The following is a 17,038-nucleotide window of genomic DNA, read 5'->3' on the forward strand; positions in this document are numbered from 1 at the left end:
GCTTTTTTATGCTTAAAAATGCTCTTTCACTTGGAATCGAAATTCCCATTCATTCGTGTCCTCACCCGATGTCATTGGCATGGCGATATCAATATGGGCAACATTGCCATAACTCGACTTTGATGAATATAACCTCGCGCCAATGCCGACGCTGCCAATGGGGCCGCTCACTTCATTTAACTCATCTGTGCCGCCAAAGGCATGGCCTACATCGGCAAACAGTGCCCAGCCTAATTCTGCCAATTGATACAAATTGATATTGGGGTAATAGCGAATTTCGCTAGTGAGTAACCATTGATTATCACCGTGTTGATAGTCATTTGGATAACCTCGTATGCCAGTTTCATCGCCTAAGGCAAAGGTTTGGTCGAGATAGTTATTGTGTGATGTGGCAATTTTGGCTTTAGAGTATGCGGTCCATTTGGGGTTCATTTCATGAAAGTACTCAGCAGCTATACCCACATTATAAAAATCTTGTTGGCCAGTTTTTATATCAGCCTTACCTGATAAACTCATTAACAATAACTGATTTTCTTGCTGCCAGCCTCGAGTGGTTGAAAATGTTAAGTGGTAACCTAGCGCAGAGTTGTCGGCAACATCGTTTGTTTCTAATCCAAATGTGACTACGTGACGCCAGCCTAGATTAAAGTCTTCATTGTTATTGATTAAATGGATATTGTTTAACACTTTATATTGGTCTTGCAAGTATTCATAACTTATCCATGGGTAGGTAAAGTCGCGAGTATTGGGCAATGTTGAATCAGGGTAGCTATCAATATTATTAAACGCGTGTTGCTCTTGCCTAAGGCCTACACTGACACGATGTAAATGGTCATCATTTTTGTCGACTAACCAACCAAAGCCAACATTGGCGTAATCGATAATATGTTCAAACTCATTAATGTCATCACCATTTTGCCTGATGGTGTCGATACGGGTATCAGTAGACCAGGCAACGCCATACATGTCCTTTGTATCGAGGGAATAAAAGGGTTTGTTAAATGCTAATGCGGAGGCTTGGCCGTCGCTATTATCATAAAAATCGACGGCAATACTGCCATGTTTTACCCACCTAATGGGCGCATCAAATGCAAACTTATATCCTGTTCTGTCGGCACTTGATTGGTATTTTATTTTGGTTTGTACGCCTAAACCCATTAAGTTATCTTCTTTAATCCCAAACGAATATTTAGTATCACCGCCGTTTGTACTGAGACTCATTGTGGGCAGTAATGACCAGTTATCCCAGGTCTCAACCAGTACCACGTCTTCTGCATCGTCTTCGGCGAGAGGGTCTTTATGAGCAATATTGATTTCGGCATCGCGAATGTAGGGTTCATAACGCAGTAAACGCTGGGCTTCTTCCAGATCTTTTTTGCTAATTTTATCGCCTTTTTCAAAGCTTAAACTGTTGAGGATGGTAGATTCAGTGGTGTTGATGTGTAGATAGTTTGCCCAACGATGCAAAAAGATAGTATCGGGGTCTGATTCATCAAAAATGGGGTAACTGACAACGACGATATTAGCGACCTTGTCGACATCATGTTTATTCACTGTCGATACTGCTGGTGACTTGTTCACCGGCTCATCTTTAGCGCTGGCGCTGGTGTGAGAAAGCAAGATGACGAAAAAAAGGCTGCCAGTATGACTCTTGGCATAAATTCGTCCTTATGTTTTTTGTTATATTTTTAAGGAAACGCCAAACGTTAGATTAGTGTAATAAAAATGAAGCGGTTGCGTTATCGCTTGCCTTAATAACACACTTGTATTGACGAATAGTCAAGTGTTTAAAGGTTTTAGCGTGACTTGCACCATAGGAACAAAGCGCTGCTTAGTCGGCAGCGCTTTTGCTGGGAGAATGGAACGACTACAGCGAACGACGCGGCGGAACCACAACGTTGGCGAAAATAAGCCCTGCGATGAGAGACATAAAAATCAAAAATATTTGCGAGCCTAAATGTGCTTGGTTAAGCATTGTTTCACCCGATATCAGTGCGTTTAAACCAATATAGGTTTTACTGCCGGGCACCAAAATAACAATGCCCTGCAATAACGCTATCGACACTGGGGCTTTCATCCAGCGGGCATAGAGATTTGAGTATATGCCAACCGCCAATGCACCAACAAAAATGCCAATCGACTCACCTAAGTAAATACCACCAAGCATGGCCGAGAAAAAGGCCACAATCCCGGCAAACACGCCCCAAGGCGAGTCTTTAAGGCGCGCTTTAAAGATAATCACTAACGACATCGACAATAATGGCACTGCCGACCATATTGCCCAACGAGGTAAGGGGATTGGGTCTATATAGGTAACGTCGCCAAATATGGCTTTACCTATGGTCATGCCGAGCACAGCGCCAAAATACAGTTTAAATAACTGCATTACCGCATCCATAATACGTGCGGTACCAGAAATTAAATCGCGCGCGGCAAGTTCTGCTAAACCTAACGTGAGTGCAAGACCGGGCACAAAGATAATAATCCCCGATAAAATGGTCACTGGTAAATTAATACTGGGGTCAAACTGAGAAATAGCCGTTGCTAAAATTGCGCACACTACCGCCGCCATAGGCTCGAGCATTTCAGCAATGCGTTTAGAACGCTCAGCCCAAAACACCAAGCTGTAAACTAATAAACCTAGCATGGCTGACCAAAAAACATCATGCCAACCCGTGCCCATTAGCATGGCAAACGCCCCAGCACTTGTGCCAAAAGCAAGCAATGTTAACTTGTGGCCATAGGGATTAGGTTTATTGGCGATGTCTTCTAAGCGTTCTAGTGCTTCTTGTAAGGTGCGCTGGCCTGAACTGAGCTCTTCAACTAACTCAAATGTACGTGCTAATGAGCCTAAATCAAGGTCGCCAGGTTTAACACGCGCCACATGGTTATATTCTTGTTCGGTGTCGTGTTGCAGCACAAATGTCATCGAGGTGGGCGATATTAAAAAATAACCTTCAATACCAAGCGTGCTACATACCGTTTGCAAGTGGGATTCTAAGCGATACGCAGGCGTACCAAACTTATGTAGGGCTTTACCTAATTTTATGATAAATCTACGTTTTTCTAGAAAATCCTGATTATCCACTGGGCGATAGTCACTCTTGTTAAGGTATAGGGCTTAATTTGGCGCGAATACTAACCGATTAGAACGTGTGTTTATAGACAAACTGATTCAAAATGTTGTTTTAACATCACAATAGCATTGTGGTATTAATCGAAGATGTCAAAATAATAATATAATCAACTAAAGGAATAACTGATGACATTGATGGTAACGGGTTTATATGCAGGTTTAACGGCGCTGCTGGTTTTAGCATTATCTTATAAAGTGGTTAAATTTCGTCGGGCAAATAAAATAGGCATCGGCGATGGTGGTCACCAAGGACTGTCTATTGCCATAAGAGCGCATGGCAATTTAATTGAAAACGCACCTATTGTGCTTATTTTGTTAGCATTGGCAGAGTTGAATGGCATGCCAGTTTACTTAATACACAGTATCGGTACGGTTTGGATTGTGGCGCGTTTATTACATGCAATTGGGCTAAACCAAGGGCAAGGTGGTTATCACTTTGGTCGCTTTTGGGGAGTGTTGGTCACTTGGATTGTGTTTTTGGTTTTAGCAGTAGCTAATATTGGCTTCTTTCTAGGATTATAAGTGCTTTGGCTGTGGTGATATTGGCTTATCACCACTTTTTATAGGGTTAATTGCCAATAAAAATATTTCACTTTTGCTGCTTTTTTAGTCACACTTAGTGTCTCCGTGCTGCTATACTCCGCGTCCGTTAATTCGGCCGCACGCTATTATTGCTACCGGACTCGGTACACGCTTCTCTCCATTCATTTAGGTTATATACATGCAAGTTGAGTCAACGTTATTTAATTATCCCAAGTTTTGGGCAGAATGCTACGGAACAGCTCCTTTTTTACCTATGTCCCGCAAGGAAATGGATAAACTAGGCTGGGATAGTTGCGATATTATTATCGTGACTGGCGATGCATATGTAGACCATCCAAGCTTTGGTATGGCGGTGATTGGGCGCATGCTTGAGGCTCAAGGTTACCGGGTGGGGATTATTTCGCAGCCAAATTGATCCAGCAAAGAAGACTTTATGCAATTAGGTCGACCAAACCTGTTTTTTGGGGTTACGGCTGGCAACATGGACTCTATGATTAACCGTTATACCGCAGACCGTAAACTGCGTCATGACGACGCTTATACTGCTGGTGATATTGGCGGTAAACGCCCAGATCGTGCTGTAACGGTATACACTCAGCGGTGTAAAGAAGCCTTTAAAGAAGTGCCAGTTGTCATCGGGGGTATTGAAGCCAGTTTACGCCGTATTGCCCATTACGATTACTGGTCAGATAAAGTGCGTCGCAGTGTTATTTTTGATGCCAAAGCCGACATCTTAATTTACGGTAATGCCGAACGCCCGCTTATGGAAGTCGCGCGACGTATTGCTGCAGGCGAAGCCATTAGTGATATTGATGACGTGCGCGGCACTGCGGTAATGCGTAAAGATCCCATGCCGGGCTGGCGCGGTATGGACTCGCGTAAAATTGACCAATTACACAAAATTGATCCTATTCCTAATCCTTATGGTGCAGACGACGTTGGCTGTGAAAAGTTATCAGGATCCAAGCGATAAGAAAATTTTTGATAACGATGCGCCGAAGCCAATTAGCATTCAACCTCCTCGTCCAAAGCCATGGGAAAAAACCTATGTGCTTTTACCTGCTTTTAGTAAAGTCAGCGAAGACAAATATTTGTATGCCCATGCCTCGCGTATTTTACACCAAGAGCAAAACCCTGGCTGTGCTCGCGCGCTATTTCAGCCACACGACGCTAACCGTGGCGTATGGGTTAACCCACCTGCTTGGCCACTGAACACAGATGAGATGGACGCCGTATTCGACTTGCCGTATCAGCGTGTGCCACACCCGGTTTATGGCAAAGAGAAAATTCCTGCTTACGACATGATCAAAACCTCAATCAACATTATGCGCGGTTGTTTTGGTGGTTGTTCATTCTGTTCAATCACCGAGCACGAAGGGCGCATTATTCAAAGCCGTTCGCAAGAGTCGATTGTTAAAGAAATTAAAGACATTCAAGAAAAGGTGCCGGGCTTTACCGGGGTGATATCTGACTTAGGTGGCCCAACAGCCAACATGTATCGTTTAGGCTGTACCAGCGAAAAGGCCGAAAAAACCTGTCGCCGTTTGTCGTGTGTGTACCCATCTATTTGTGGCCACTTAGGCACAGATCATAAACACACCATCGATTTATACCGTGCGGCTCGCGATGTGCCAGGTATTAAAAAGGTACTCATTGCTTCGGGTGTGCGTTACGACTTAGCCATTGAAGACCCTGACTACATCAAAGAGTTGGCTAAGCATCATGTGGGCGGCTATTTAAAAATTGCCCCAGAGCACACCGAAGAAGGCTCTCTCAGTAAAATGATGAAGCCAGGCATGGGCACTTACGACAAGTTTAAAGAACTGTTTGATAAGTTTTCAAAAGAAGCCGGTAAAGAGCAGTTCTTAATCCCATACTTTATCTCTGCGCATCCTGGCACTACCGATGATGACATGATTAACCTTGCGTTGTGGCTAAAAGGGCAAAAGTTTAAACTTGATCAAGTACAAAACTTTTATCCATCGCCTATGGCTAATGCTACAACCATTTACCATACCGAGCTTAACTCGTTGAAAAACGTTAAACACGACAGTGAGCAGGTGAGCGTGCCTAAAAAAGGTCGCCAACGTAAATTGCATAAGTTTTTATTACGTTATCACGACCCAGCAGGCTGGCCGATGATCCGTGAAGCCTTAGTTGCTATGGGTAAAGAGTATTTAATTGGTAATGGTCCACAACATTTGGTACCGCCAGAAACCCGTAACGAGCAAAATCGAGTGAAATGGGCCAAAAGCCAGCGGCTAAAGGCAAAAATCAAGGTGGCCAAAAAGCCATGACCCGTTTTTCTGCTGACCAATTTGAAGACCGTAAAGGCGCATCAAAAGCTGATAAATCCAAAGCTAAGCCTGCGGGGCAAAAGCCAAAAGCAACGGCAAAAAACAGCGGTCAGCCAGCTAAAGCAACTGGGGCTAAACGACCCGCTAAAACCGGTTGGACTACCAAGTCTAAATACGCTAAGTAGTCAGTTAACTATATATCGCGTTAACCACTAAACCCGCATTTATGCGGGTTTAGTTTATCTGTAGCCTCATACCAATCAGCACAAGAATGTGATCATTCTTATTGGTTAAAACCACTTATAACGTCGTTAGACATTTTGAAGTTAGAACAACTCGCTCGCTGCAATTTCTGCCTTATTCTAAGCGATTTTTCCTACGCAATCTCTGAACACTTATTTATCCTGATTGGTATCACTTCGCAAAGCATGTACTCTGTGTGCAATAAAAATATCAATAAGCAAGGGATCAGCAATATGACTAGAACGAGTACATTACGTGGTTACTTCATTAGCGCATTAGTCTGTAGCGCAGCATTAATCTCCGCCCCAAGTAACGCCGCGAACTCAGTGCAACATCAACAATTTTTTGAGTCGATAGCCAAGCTTTGCGGCCAGGCGTTTGCTGGTAAAATCACTGCTGGTGGCAGTGAAGATGATGGATTTAGTGGTAAAGCACTGATTATGCATGTACGCGAATGCAGCGACACTCAATTAAAAGTACCATTTCATGTCGGTGACGATCACTCACGCACCTGGGTTATCACCCAAACTGACACAGGCTTACGCTTAAAACACGATCATCGCCACAAAGACGGCTCTGAAGATAAAGTTACCATGTACGGTGGCGACACCCGCGATGTGGGTACCGCCAACATGCAATCGTTTCCAGTTGATGATGAATCCATCGTTAACTTTAAACAAAATGGCCTAGATCAGTCGGTTACCAATGTGTGGCAGATGATGATTGAAGCGCATACTTTTACGTATCGCTTAACACGTGAGAATCGCGATTTTAAGGTGGAGTTTGATTTAACCAAACCAGTTGCATTACCACCTGTGCCATGGGGGCATGAGTAATTTGTCGCTGAACCCATACTCTGCTTCCAGCGACATAATTGATTTAAGCATACTTTGCTTGCAGCGACAGTAACCACCATTAGATATGTTTTCCCGGCAATGCTTTTGAGCCGGGATCCAGGTGTTTGCTTTGTACTTTTGTACCTATGGCCTGCGGCCACTAACGTCGTGGCGCCTCGCTCATTTTTACACTTTAATCAGTAACTGGCTTACAAATGTCGGATAAATATCCAGTTTCTGCCATCATTTTCCCCTTTATGTTACCTATACTGTGTTTATATACAGTTATAATGGGTTTTGACGTGTTTTCAAGCTAAATCGGCTAATAAGTAAACTAAAGTCGTACGACAAATAGTTTGTTTATTTCGTAGTGCATTGAAATAAATGTGCTTTTAATCTTTGACGAATATTAAGTCCACTTTTAACGTGCAAGCTCGCTTTTATGTGTCAGTGGCGTTAAATAAAACTGCTTTACAACAATAAGATAGTAAATGTAGGATGTTAATAATCAATAACTTAAAGGGCGACTTTAATTTTCATTTGCCCTTCAATAAGCTGTTAAGCAATAGAATGGAAACCGTGCATTGATCGAAGAAGATTACAAAAATGGTTGGAGACAGCATTTTCCAACATACAACTTTCATGATCGAGACATCGCTCTAGAAGAGTATAAGGTTGCCGCTAAAAATCTTGAATCTGAAGAGAGGGTCTTTCTTAATGCCTCCAATGTGACGTTAGTCGCGTCTGCCGCTTTAGGTTCTTTGCTGGTTGGATCGTCAAACCAACTTATCTCAGTCTTCAACGATATTATTCCTCCTTATATAATATCTCTTATTCTTTTATCTATAATCATTGGGTTTTCTTTTATAAGCCTTAAATATTTTGCAGACAGACAAAGAGCTATAGTTTTTGCTGGTCGAAAAGTAATTATTTTGAGAAGAATGCTAGGTCTAAGTTATGGGCAAGTACAGCTACTTCTGCCTAACTGGAGAGTTGAAGGCGCTGATCAACCGCTTGCTTTAAAACTATTTCCAGGGTGGCTTACATATGCAGCTTATCCTTTCTGGATTATCTCAATTATATCTAGCTCAGTTGTTTTGTTTTTATGCGCATATTTTGTAAAACAAAATCCAGATGTAATGCCTCATGAATTATACCTCTCATCTATTTTATCCATGGGACTAGCTTGGTTTGTTGCTTCAATGTTGATTTTTAGAGTTTCTCTGCTCGATACTCATGAGACATCAAGGCTTATTTTCTACAAACAATTATCAAGAATTATTGGCTTACCATTAACACAAAATATTGAGTATATTATTTATCGTGCAAAACTAGCCTGTTATGAAACTGATAGGATCAAAGTAACGACAAGAAATATAAAGAAATTTCTAGTTTTTATTGAAGATAAAGACTTTTATTCTCATTCCGGTATTAGTTACAAGTCCCTAGCAAGAATTATATTAGGTTTAATGAAAATCAAACCTAAATCTGGCGGATCGACGATAGTACAACAGTTAACTCGAACTCTTTTTATTCAAGATTTGAGTAAAACAAAGAGGCGGAAATTAATCGAGCTTGCGCTAGCTCCATGGATTACAAGTATTTTTCCAAAGGAAACAATTTTGGAAATCTACATTTCATCAGTACGCTTTGAGCGTGGGTGCTTTGGTGTGGTTGAAGCTATGGAGTATTTTTGGAAAGAGCCAGTAAAGAATGCAACCAATGCACAGGCTTTTTTCCTTATTGAGCGGGTTAGTAATATAAGATCAAGGCTGCTTGTTAATAAAATAATAGAAACTGCAAGATCAGCAAGAGATCAAGGGATAATGGATCGCAGTGATTTAAAGTCACTAATCAATCTGTATACAGAAGCTGTTCAAAATAAAAAAATAATTGCTACTGAAGCAGATTTACTAAAGTTGGTAAAGGGAATAAATGCTTAACAAACAGCAGCAGTGGACTCGTCAAACTGTCACTCGTTTTGCAAAAATCAGCAAAACAAGCACCAGCTTAACTCGCCTCTGTGCTGGGCGTTATATGCCAAGGAGAAGTCGTGGTCGGCGATAAAGGTCAAATCCAAACAACTAAAGCTTTAGCAAAATTTTGCGCTGAACATCATTGTCCGCCCGGTTGGGTTTCTCGTTTAAATGAAATTGCTGAGTTGCTTGAGCGAGACGATAAGAAAATAGTTTTATCTCGTCTAAAAATGTTTAAAGGTGGCGGTATGGGCTCATTTCTCGATATTTGGCCTGAGGTTGCATTTGAACATGAAACTCCAGAGTATATTGAAGTTATTTGGTGAGCCTTAATCGGTCACTGGCGAAGCCAAATGGATCGTCTGTAAAGGCATATAACAAATAAGGATAGGCCGCGCGAAGCCGCGTCCTTATCCCAAGTGTTGAACAAGCCCGAATACGTGAGATGTGACTCTTTATTATGTAATTAACAGCTCGAGAAAACGCGCTGTTTGATGTGATTGTTAGCTAGCTACTTTTCAGTAGACAGCCTGTTCCCTTAGCCTCCTTGCTAATTAGTTAACTCGCTATATTTCAGTATCTTAAATTAACCCTCCACGGTATTCAGTTAAACCATTATCCTTATTATCATTTTCAACTTAAGTTCAGGGTATTAAGTTTGTCGGTCGTTTCACTATGCCCATAAAGCGCATTGGTTGCTGACAACAGGGGCAACGGCGCGTTGCTAATCTGCGCTTTATCTCGAATATTTACATGGCCACCCATCGAATATTTACATGGCCACCCATAATAGTTGGCGAAATAATGAACGCTGAACTACGCTTTATTTACCCTTTCCAAACGGTAATTAAAGATGGCCAGACCAAGACAGACAATCGTTAGCCTGGAAGATACACCTTACTACCACTGCTGTTCTCGTGTGGTGCGTAAGGCATTCTTGTGCGGCATTGATAATTCGACAGGTGAGAACTTTGAGCATCGGCGCGAGTGGGTCGACTCCCGGATTCTAGAATTAGCAACTATTTTTGCCATTGATATCTGTGCTTATGCCGTGATGAGCAATCATTTACATGTGGTTATAAAAGTTGATGCTGACAAAGCAAAAAAGTGGTCAGATAAAGAAGTGCTCATTCAATGGCACAAGGGCTTTAAAGGTACGTTACTCACGCACAAGTTCCTAAAAGAGGAAGACCTTAACCAGTTTGAACTTCAAACGGTTAATGAATGCATTACCGAATACCGTAAGCGCTTAATTGATATCAGTTGGTTCATGCGCTCACTTAGTGAGCCCATCGCCAGAATGGCCAACAAAGAAGATAAGTGCACAGGTCGCTTTTGGGAAGGACGCTTTAAGTCTCAAGCATTGCTTGATGAAGCCGCGGTATTAGCCTGTATGGCTTATGTGGATTTAAACCCAGTCAGAGCCAAAATGGCAACAACTCCAGAAACCTCATATTACACCAGTATTCAAAGACGTATCAATTCAGCGATGAAAGGCGAGCAACCACCAGAGCTATTACCGTTTGTGGGTAATGAGCGACTCAATTTGCCTAACGGGCTTATGTTCAGCGTGAAAGACTACATAGTATTGGTTGAAGATACCGGTCGTATCATTCGAGAAGATAAGCGCGGCGCCATTAGCTCAAGCAGCCAGGACATACTGAATAGACTCAACATCCCCGCGGAAAATTGGCTTAAAATCACCACTGAATTTGGTGCATTATTTAAAGGTGCTGTAGGTGCACTACCTGCCTTAACTGAATACTGTGAGCATTTAGACCGAAAACGACGACAAGGCGCTGCAAATTGTCAGCGCTGGTTGTGCGCTTAAGTCATCATCCCCAATCAAATTACAATTCTTCTAACACTTGATAGCTATCAAGTTTTTCTGCTATGCCGAATTTCTTAGATGACCATAAATCACTCATTTAACGATAATGTTTTAGCCATATCGATAAAAATTGATGAGTTGATCACATAGATCGTAACCCTCGCCAAAGTCATAAAAAAGAGTTAAGTTACTTTTATAAATCATGGGTGGCTTCTTTTTCTTCTATTTATAAATCATGGGTGGCTTCTTTTTCTTCTATTTATAAATCATGGGTGGCTTCTTTTTCTTCTACGAGTAAAGAATAAAAATATTAACGCTTCAAATGGGGTGTTCATTCCATCACATTGACTATCTTGTTTACTCGATCTACCTGATGTACTGTCTAGAAAAGTGTTGGTGGATGGGAAATCATGAAAGTGTTAGTTGATGGTGAGAGTTATCTAGATATTTTGTTTGAAAAACATCTTGGCTCGCATAAACACTTTAATCATATCGAATTTGAGGACTGTCAGTTTGTAGACTGTAATTTCTCCGAAACTCAGTTCAAAAATTGTAAATTCCTTAATTGTATATTTGAACGATGTAATTTCAGCTTGGTTGACCTTTCTAATTCAAAGCTGTTTGAAGTTAGGTTTCAAGATAGCAAATTAATCGGTGTTGATTGGGCGAAAGCTGAATGGGCTATATACCACTTAGATTTTGAACTTAACTTTACGCGTTGTATTTTGAATGACTCATCATTTTTTGGGCTTAAATTGCACGAGTTAGTTTTGGATGAATGTAAGTTACATGATGTTGACTTTCGCGAGGGTGACTTTACAAATTCATCAATGACTTATTGTAACTTTAGGCATAGTTTATTTATGAGAACAAATTTACAAGGGGTCGATTTCAGTGACTCAGAAGAATACGTTATTGACGTGTTTGAAAATAATGTGAAAAAGGCACGATTTTCAAGGAGCGAAGCACTGAGTCTATTGGAAAGTTTAGGTGTTGAACTCGTTGACTGAAAGTCTGACTGACGTTTAAGACGAGTTTCGAATGCTTAGTGGAATTAATATGTCCATCCAGCCCTACAAGGTTGAATAGTCAATACTTTACTAGGTGTACGCCTCTAGTATTAGAGGTGCTTCTTATTTTGAATCATGTTGTTTAAATCTTTATGGGATTTTACCCCCTGACACGCAAGAGGTTACATCGAAGAGAGATAATGACAGGTGTAGATGAGTCAGCGAGTGTCCAAAACAGGGATGTTTTGGTTAAGCCACATGGATGTGCTTGCGGCGTCTCGCTTAATCATCTGCACGGAGCCTGCGGCAGGCAATAAGTACCAATGAATTTGGGGTTTTAAATAAGTAACCCAATACCAATCAGGTTAGAGTGATCTAGTATGTAAACTGTTTTTTACAAACAAATTAGCAATATGAATCAACTCACCCAAAACAATTCAGGCTGCCAATGGCAGCCTGAATGATCTATACCCAAACAACCTGAAGATGCTCTGAAACACGTATCTTCAAGTTGATTGAGTATATAAGCTACGAGTAAAACTCGAACTCATTTAAACGCATTTGAATTACTTAGCATCAAACGTAAACGACTGTCCTGCTAAGGCGGCTTCAAACATCAAGCCGCCTTTGGCTGCGGTGAAAATTGCCATGCCATTAATGTAAGCCGCTGCAGCATTATGATTACTGCCTGCTTGGCCAGCGCCTGCAGAATTACCCGTGGTGCCGACTTGGGCGTTGGCGCCTAAGTTAATCGCCACGGCTGACGCTTGGGCGCTAAACTCAAAACTGCCGCTGGTAAACTCATTATAGGCTTTGGCGTCTTTAAAAAAGATAATCTCACTGTAAGCCTGGCCGCCGAGCTGAAATCCTATCGACAACTGGGTTAAGCTTGAATCACCCATGTGTGTGCCGCCTTGGTAAACACGGCCATTACCATAAGCAGCACCAATCCCGATACCGCCTTTTGCAACGGTGGGAAATATGGCATAACCATAAGCAGAATTAAAAAAGTCTCGGGTCTCGCTGGCTTTCTTGAAGTTTGTGACGGCTTCGCTATAAGCATTATCGTTAGCAAAAGTTGGCGCAGAAAACGCGACACTAAACAACATAACTAAGCTTGTAAAAAATAGGCTGGTTGAACGTTGCATAAATCACCTCATTGACGAACCCATTGACATCATTGTCATTGTATATCGCTATAGAGTACCAATACCGCTTAAACGGTGCGAGTTAATTAACGTTTATACTTGTACAGAGGTTAGCTTAAGGTAAATGGTGTCAACACCACGAAGTATGATTGAACAAATAGTTGCACCAGTGATTGCGCGATGTCAGGTATTTATGCTCCCAATAACATGTCTACGACATTTGCCGCTTACGCTCATGACGATTCGACACACCTTCTGGTGGTAAGCCTGGGGCGGGTTTACGCTCAGCCAATAAATGCTTAATGGCCATAATTGGATGGGGAAGTAACATTCTTGTACTCTGCATAAATCATAATCTCACGGGCTTTTTGTTTCATATGAGGCTTATAGCAGTGCACCGGGCATTTATTGCAGGTTGGCTTATCTTGACCATAAGGGCAGCGGTCGAGGCGGGTGTTGGCGTAACTTAAAAATTCACGACACTGCTCGCATACATCATGTGACGGTTTCATTGGATGATGCGCTTTGCAGTAAATATTGACCATGGCTTTGATGGTACGAAATTCAAACAGTAACTGACCTGTGAGTAACTCAGTTTCGCTCATGGTTAATACCTTAGTAAATTAGTCTGGTATTATGAGTTTATGTGGCAAAATAGCTGCTGACAAATTCGCATTCGCTAATTATGAATTCAAACACAAAACCATGGTTGAATGTGCCATTGATCGCAAAAATCACTTAAATCCACCGCAATAGTGCCTTATTCGATAGCTTGTTACAGTTTAAAGTGGATAAATACTTGATTTTATAGCGCACGTTGAAATAATAATGACTAGTGCTTAAAAAACAGCGCACTATTATTAATGACGTAAATGACTCACTGTTAATTGATACGTGAGTAATAACGAATCTATGTGTTTAAGACGCATAATCAGTAAGGTGGACGCCTAATGCTAATGAAGGTCATTTTATTTGTCGTATTGGTTGTAATAGCCCTGTATTTATACCGACGTACTCAGGCTGTTGCAAAACAAGAACTCGACAAAAAAGCACCCAACCCAGAACAAACTCAATCGCCTGTGGACACGCCTAGCGAATCAAATATCGCTCAAAAAGACCAAGCCGTTGAGCCAACGGATGCCGCGTCGTCAGAGCCTGAGGTTATCCCTGATCCCGTTACAACGGTGGATGTTGAATCTGAACCTGAGCTTGAATCACAGGCAGAAGAGATTATTGCTGCAGAACCAGAACCAGAATCTGAGCCAAGTGATGTTGCATCAAGCGAGAATGACGACAAGTCTGTCTGTTTGGCGCCGGTTGAAGGTGAGTGGGCCAGCGACAGTTTTAAGCAATTAGTTGAGGCAGCAAACAATGCTGGCGAACCACAAGCTCAGCATGATGCTGTAGCAGATGTGGTCAGTCACTGTTATAAAATGCGTAAACAAGCCGATTATTGCCAATATGGCGCTGCACTTAAGGCACTATATTTAGATTTATTCCGTGTGTTCTATCAACAGCATGATTCAAGCGGCAGTGATGAGATTAAAGCGCCGGCGTTTATGCAGTTATCCACTCTACTTAACGATACAGGCGAGTTTGACCAAGCCATTAGTGTTTGCCAGCTGGCACTTGAGTATCAATTAACGGATGGCACAGTCACTGGATTTGAAGGTCGCATCAGTCGAATTGAAAAAGCGAAAGCTAAGGCAAGCTAACTCAGTTAATACAGCGTGAAGGATATCGGGTATGATATCCACAAAGGAAAGCAGACCTCGGTCCGCTTTTTTGTATTTGGCATCTGTGGCTGAGCTGATAGATGCTGGTGGTTAATATAATCAAGGATTTTGGTGGCATTGATGACTTCTACGATAAGCAAATTACTGCTGGCTGCAATTGGGTTAAGTGTGGCAGTGGGATGCACGCGTACCCCTGAGTGGACGCTGTTTTACGTTGCAGATAATCCTGAGCATGCCGAAAGGGCGATAGCATCAGCCAACATGGTGCAAACCGATTTTATTTTAGGTTATTTCGATACGCTCGAGCAATGTCAGGCAAAAGGAACTGGGATGTTACGTTTGCAAGGTTCATCAATGCCGGCAGCGCAAGCCTTTGTGTGTGCTCAACAATGCCAAGTGGATGATAATGAACAATTGCATTGTCAACGCCAAGTGTTGGGAGGCGCGATGGATGCGCTTTAAGCAAGACTTTTTTGAGCAATTAGACGGCTTTTATTCGCAAGTCTATCCGCAGGGAATCAGCAATCCACATTGGCTCGGCTGGAGTGATGATGCCGCTAAACTGATTGGTTTAGATAAGCCAAACGATGCGTTATTGATGCAGTTATCTGCCAATGCAGCAGCGCCAGGAGCGAGTTATTATGCTCAAGTTTACAGTGGTCATCAATTTGGTGGGTATACCCCGAGGTTGGGAGATGGCCGATCAATAATATTAGGTGAGGCTATTGGCCTCTAATGGCGCGTGGGATGTGGCCTTAAAAGGTGGCGGCTTCAACACCTTACTCTCGCCATGGTGATGGCCGGGCGGTGATGCGCTCTGCGGTGCGAGAGTTTTTAGTGTCAGAAGCGTTGGCGGCACTGTCTGTACCGACAAGCCGTGCTTTAGCGGTAATAGGGTCTGATCTCCCTGTGTGGCGTGAAAGCCAAGAAACCGCAGCAATAACGGTCCGTTTAGCGAAAAGCCATATTCGTTTTGGCCACTTTGAGTATTTTTGCTATAGCGAAAAAGGTGCACCAGATAAACTCACCCAATTGCTTAACTTTACCCTTGCTCAGCATTTTCCACATTTAACCGCCGACGCTGCAGGCTACAAACAATGGTTTGTTGAAGTGGTGCAATCAACGGCTAAAATGATTGCCCACTGGCAAGCCGTCGGTTTTGCTCATGGCGTAATGAACACCGACAATATGTCGATTTTAGGCGATACCTTTGATTTTGGAGCCGTTTGCATTTTTAGACACCTTTAAAGAAGGTTTTATCTGTAATCACTCTGATCATGACGGCCGTTATGCTTTTGGCCAGCAACCCGGTATCGGCTTATGGAATCTAAAACGCCTCGCGCAAGCGCTTACTCCGATCATTCCGTCAGACGATTTAATTGCCGCACTTAATACCTATCAACCCAGTTTGGTGAACCATTATGTTAGCTTAATGCGGGAAAAATTAGGCTTAAGTACCGACAGCGATTTAGATAACGCCGCGCAAGCAGCGCAAGAAAAACAAGATTTAGCGTTAATTAGCCAATTTACCGTCATGCTTGAAAACAGCCAGCTTGATTACAACAACAGCTTGCGCAAAATGAGCCAGATAGACATTAGCAGCCAGTACAGTCCACTACGTGATGATATATTGAATGTGAGCGAATTTGATAACTGGTATCAAGCTTACCAAGCCCGAGTGGGTGATGTGGTCGATGTTGCTGCATGGCAACAGCAGCGTAATCAGCATAACCCTAAGTATATTTTACGTAATTACCTTGCCCAGGAAGCCATAATCGACATTGAGGAAAAAGCTGACAATAGCAAGCTTTTACAATTACAGCAGTTATTAACTCGTCCTTATGATGAGCAACCCGATATGGACCATTTTGCCAAGCGGCCACCCGATTAAAGCCAAGGGCTGGTTATGTCTTGCAGTAGTTAACCCTGTTTAATCGCCATTTTTTATTGAGTGATGTTATGAAATTATTATCTGCTAAATTTGATCCTGAAGCGAAGAGCATTGTTATTCAAGCTGAAGTTGATTTTGAGCAATTTGAACGGTTTGCCGAACCGTTAGCGGCGGCATTAGATTGTGAAATCCGTGAACGCCAATGGGGCGCAGATCGGCATCAATGGTTGCTGAATTTTGAAGGTAGCCCAGTGTGGTTGCATTATGAGTTTTATGGTGATGTTTGTTGGTTGTCAGTGGACAGTGCAAAAGATGTTGATGTGTTGCACTTTTTATCTGGCTTGCTTAAATCCTATATTCACACAACGTAAGAAGGCTTAAATGGATAATA

12 protein-coding genes and 3 pseudogenes are annotated in these 17,038 nt (G+C 42.2%); 11 read left to right on the top strand and 4 right to left on the bottom strand.

Going from position 1 to position 17,038, the window contains the following annotated elements; all coding sequences use genetic code 11:
• Positions 1-12: 12 nt before the first annotated feature.
• On the bottom strand, positions 13-1,581 hold the full coding sequence (locus N4T56_RS21905; protein WP_261734692.1) for a ShlB/FhaC/HecB family hemolysin secretion/activation protein: 1,569 nt from the start codon (positions 1,579-1,581) through the stop codon (positions 13-15).
• Between the two features lie 286 nt (positions 1,582-1,867).
• The gene (locus tag N4T56_RS21910) at positions 1,868-3,088 is read right to left on the bottom strand and encodes a threonine/serine exporter family protein (RefSeq protein WP_261734693.1); all 1,221 of its coding nucleotides are present in this window, start codon (positions 3,086-3,088) and stop codon (positions 1,868-1,870) included.
• Between the two features lie 174 nt (positions 3,089-3,262).
• On the opposite strand from N4T56_RS21910, the gene N4T56_RS21915 reads away from it, so the two are divergent.
• The 7 genes and pseudogenes from N4T56_RS21915 (at position 3,263) to N4T56_RS21945 (ending at position 11,872) form a co-directional block, all read left to right on the top strand.
• Positions 3,263-3,658, top strand: a complete 396-nt coding sequence (locus N4T56_RS21915) for an MAPEG family protein (RefSeq protein ID WP_261734694.1) — start codon at positions 3,263-3,265, stop codon at positions 3,656-3,658.
• 199 nt (positions 3,659-3,857) lie between these two features.
• A pseudogene (locus N4T56_RS21920) lies at positions 3,858-6,161 on the top strand (YgiQ family radical SAM protein).
• A gap of 291 nt (positions 6,162-6,452) precedes the next feature.
• Positions 6,453-7,055, top strand: a complete 603-nt coding sequence (locus N4T56_RS21925) for a hypothetical protein (RefSeq protein ID WP_261734695.1) — start codon at positions 6,453-6,455, stop codon at positions 7,053-7,055.
• A gap of 584 nt (positions 7,056-7,639) precedes the next feature.
• Entirely contained in the window at positions 7,640-8,998 is a 1,359-nt protein-coding gene (locus tag N4T56_RS21930; RefSeq protein WP_261734696.1) for a biosynthetic peptidoglycan transglycosylase, read from the top strand.
• 110 nt (positions 8,999-9,108) lie between these two features.
• Positions 9,109-9,357: a hypothetical protein gene (locus N4T56_RS21935; protein WP_261734697.1), complete on the top strand. Its 249-nt coding sequence runs from the start codon at positions 9,109-9,111 to the stop codon at positions 9,355-9,357.
• A 527-nt stretch (positions 9,358-9,884) separates the two neighbouring features.
• Positions 9,885-10,862 carry a transposase gene (locus N4T56_RS21940; protein ID WP_261734698.1) on the top strand — a complete coding sequence of 326 codons (978 nt, stop codon included), beginning with the start codon at positions 9,885-9,887 and terminating at the stop codon, positions 10,860-10,862.
• 410 nt (positions 10,863-11,272) lie between these two features.
• On the top strand, positions 11,273-11,872 hold the full coding sequence (locus N4T56_RS21945) for a pentapeptide repeat-containing protein (protein ID WP_261734699.1): 600 nt from the start codon (positions 11,273-11,275) through the stop codon (positions 11,870-11,872).
• 566 nt (positions 11,873-12,438) lie between these two features.
• Here N4T56_RS21945 and N4T56_RS21950 read toward each other — a convergent pair.
• Together N4T56_RS21950 and N4T56_RS21955 are read right to left on the bottom strand one after the other, a co-directional pair.
• Positions 12,439-12,981, bottom strand: a complete 543-nt coding sequence (locus N4T56_RS21950; protein WP_229780101.1) for a YSC84-related protein — start codon at positions 12,979-12,981, stop codon at positions 12,439-12,441.
• A gap of 250 nt (positions 12,982-13,231) precedes the next feature.
• Positions 13,232-13,625 (bottom strand): annotated as a pseudogene (locus N4T56_RS21955) (nitrous oxide-stimulated promoter family protein).
• 345 nt (positions 13,626-13,970) lie between these two features.
• Between N4T56_RS21955 and N4T56_RS21960 the strand changes: the two are divergent.
• The 4 genes and pseudogenes from N4T56_RS21960 to N4T56_RS21975 all read left to right on the top strand — a co-directional run bounded on the left by N4T56_RS21960 (position 13,971) and on the right by N4T56_RS21975 (position 17,018).
• Complete coding sequence (locus tag N4T56_RS21960) at positions 13,971-14,735, top strand: hypothetical protein (RefSeq protein WP_261734700.1); 765 nt, start codon at positions 13,971-13,973, stop codon at positions 14,733-14,735.
• A 141-nt stretch (positions 14,736-14,876) separates the two neighbouring features.
• Complete coding sequence (locus tag N4T56_RS21965) at positions 14,877-15,218, top strand: hypothetical protein (RefSeq protein ID WP_261734701.1); 342 nt, start codon at positions 14,877-14,879, stop codon at positions 15,216-15,218.
• Positions 15,208-16,647 (top strand): annotated as a pseudogene (locus N4T56_RS21970) (protein adenylyltransferase SelO). Before N4T56_RS21965 ends, N4T56_RS21970 begins: the two are co-directional and overlap by 11 nt.
• A gap of 68 nt (positions 16,648-16,715) precedes the next feature.
• Complete coding sequence (locus tag N4T56_RS21975; protein WP_261734702.1) at positions 16,716-17,018, top strand: DUF3630 family protein; 303 nt, start codon at positions 16,716-16,718, stop codon at positions 17,016-17,018.
• The last annotated feature ends 20 nt before the right edge of the window (positions 17,019-17,038 follow it).

This window comes from Shewanella phaeophyticola (genome assembly GCF_025398315.1).
In the GTDB taxonomy this organism is placed as follows: Bacteria; Pseudomonadota; Gammaproteobacteria; order Enterobacterales; family Shewanellaceae; genus Shewanella; species Shewanella phaeophyticola.

What these genes read in the sequence shown, in the direction of transcription:
- N4T56_RS21915 (WP_261734694.1), top strand. Translation starts at nt 3,263, where the DNA reads ATGACATTGATGGTAACGGGTTTATATGCAGGTTTAACGGCGCTGCTG.
- N4T56_RS21925 (WP_261734695.1), top strand. Translation starts at nt 6,453, where the DNA reads ATGACTAGAACGAGTACATTACGTGGTTACTTCATTAGCGCATTAGTC.
- N4T56_RS21940 (WP_261734698.1), top strand. Translation starts at nt 9,885, where the DNA reads ATGGCCAGACCAAGACAGACAATCGTTAGCCTGGAAGATACACCTTAC.
- N4T56_RS21945 (WP_261734699.1), top strand. Translation starts at nt 11,273, where the DNA reads ATGAAAGTGTTAGTTGATGGTGAGAGTTATCTAGATATTTTGTTTGAA.
- N4T56_RS21950 (WP_229780101.1), bottom strand. Translation starts at nt 12,981, where the DNA reads ATGTTGTTTAGTGTCGCGTTTTCTGCGCCAACTTTTGCTAACGATAAT.
- N4T56_RS21960 (WP_261734700.1), top strand. Translation starts at nt 13,971, where the DNA reads ATGCTAATGAAGGTCATTTTATTTGTCGTATTGGTTGTAATAGCCCTG.
- N4T56_RS21965 (WP_261734701.1), top strand. Translation starts at nt 14,877, where the DNA reads ATGACTTCTACGATAAGCAAATTACTGCTGGCTGCAATTGGGTTAAGT.
- N4T56_RS21975 (WP_261734702.1), top strand. Translation starts at nt 16,716, where the DNA reads ATGAAATTATTATCTGCTAAATTTGATCCTGAAGCGAAGAGCATTGTT.